This window comes from Sutterella massiliensis (assembly GCF_016899755.1).
Classification (GTDB): Bacteria; Pseudomonadota; Gammaproteobacteria; order Burkholderiales; family Burkholderiaceae_F; genus Sutterella; species Sutterella massiliensis.
In genome coordinates, this window is sequence record NZ_JACJJC010000368.1 from 1 (window position 1) to 325 (window position 325).

Sequence of the window (325 nt, forward strand, 5' to 3'; positions counted from 1 at the left end):
CGACCCACCCGCGCGACTGCTTCCCGCGCATTCGAAGCACGTTCGTTCGGGTGTCAAAGGCTGCGTCGAAGAGATGCTCGAGGTATCACGCTCTTCGGGAAAACCGACGCAGGGCACCAGACGATCGAGCGTGGAGAAAAACTCGTCGAGCGCATCATTGCCGGAGGCTTTGAAGTATTTGTCATTCGTCTCCCACGACGGATCCACTTGAGCAAGCCAACGTGCGCCCGCAATCAACGCGTTCCGGCTGAAATGGCTTTGAAGATCGTCTTCGTACCGGTATCGGTCTTGCGCAGATAAGCCGCTCAGCCCTGCATGCGACCGC

The 325-nt window shown here is 58.5% G+C and carries 1 protein-coding gene; it reads right to left on the minus strand.

The window, feature by feature from the left end:
• The coding region (locus H6A60_RS12945; protein WP_205105273.1) for a hypothetical protein at window positions 1–325 on the minus strand (325 nt) is incomplete at both ends.